The organism is Mycobacterium sp. E3198 (assembly GCF_001667015.1).
Classification (GTDB): domain Bacteria; phylum Actinomycetota; class Actinomycetes; order Mycobacteriales; family Mycobacteriaceae; genus Mycobacterium.
In genome coordinates this window covers 1-1,015 of record NZ_LZIS01000191.1, presented here as the reverse complement: position 1 = coordinate 1,015, position 1,015 = coordinate 1, and the positions used below count along the sequence as shown (strand labels likewise).

2 protein-coding genes are annotated in these 1,015 nt (G+C 71.6%); one reads left to right on the top strand and one right to left on the bottom strand.

Annotated elements, in window-relative coordinates:
* On the top strand, positions 1 to 457 hold a 457-nt coding region (locus A5673_RS21165; RefSeq protein WP_304442582.1), incomplete at its 5' end, for an ArsB/NhaD family transporter.
* On the opposite strand, the gene A5673_RS21160 is transcribed toward A5673_RS21165, so the two are convergent.
* A partial coding sequence (locus A5673_RS21160; protein ID WP_156748447.1) for a cytochrome P450 occupies positions 454 to 1,015 on the bottom strand: 562 nt, incomplete at its 5' end. The genes A5673_RS21165 and A5673_RS21160 overlap by 4 nt on opposite strands.

Sequence of the window (1,015 nt, the reverse complement as noted above, 5' to 3'; positions counted from 1 at the left end):
CACCACCTCGACCACCCTGACGTACGCGCTCTGGTCGCTGGGGCACCACCGTGACATCCAAGAACGGGTGCGCGCGGTCATGGTCAACGGGATGGACCGGGCGATGTCGTCGGTGTTGCCGTCCGGGTCGGGACTGCCCGCGCTGCTCGCGATCGCGGCGATCGCCGCGCTGCTGGCCAACGTCGTGAACAACCTGCCCGCCACGCTGGTGCTGCTGCCGCTGGTGGCGCCCGGCGGCGCCGCGGCCATCCTGGCGGTCCTGATCGGGGTCAACATCGGCCCCAACCTGACCTATGTGGGTTCGCTGTCGAACCTGTTGTGGCGCCGCGTGTTACGCCGCCACGACGTCGACGCCGGGGCCGGCGAGTACACCCGGCTCGGGCTGTGCACGGTCCCGCCGGCGCTGGTGGTGGCGGTGCTGGCGCTGTGGGCGTCGCTGCGGCTACTGGGTGTCTAGCCGCGGGAGCAGGCCCGCACCCGGGCGCGGACGGGCCGCGCGGCGACCACCGTGAACGGCGTATCCAGCGGGAAGTCCGACTCCAGCGATTCGATGTCGGTCGCGCCCACGACCGTCGCCAACGCGAGCGTGGCCTCCAGCATCGCGAAGTGATCGCCGACGCACGAGCGCGGTCCGCCGCCGAACGGCAGGTACTGCCAGCGGCTTCGACCCTTCGACCGTTCGGGCAGGAACCGGTCCGGATCAAAGCGCAGGGGGTCCTCCCACAGCGCCGGATCACGGTGCAGCGCATAGAAACTGACCAGCGCCATGGTTTCGGCCTCGACGAGGTGGCCGTCCACCACGATGTCGCGAGTGGGCGTCCGCATCGTTCCCGCCGCGGGCGGGCACAACCGCAGCGCCTCGTGCAGTACCCGCACGGTCAGCTCGAGCGCGGGCACGTCCTCGGGGGTCAGCGCCCGCGCGCCCAGCGCGGCGACCTCCGCGCGCACCCGTTCTTGGATGTCACGGTGGTGCCCCAGCGACCAGAGCGCGTACGTCAGGGTGGTCGAGGTGGTG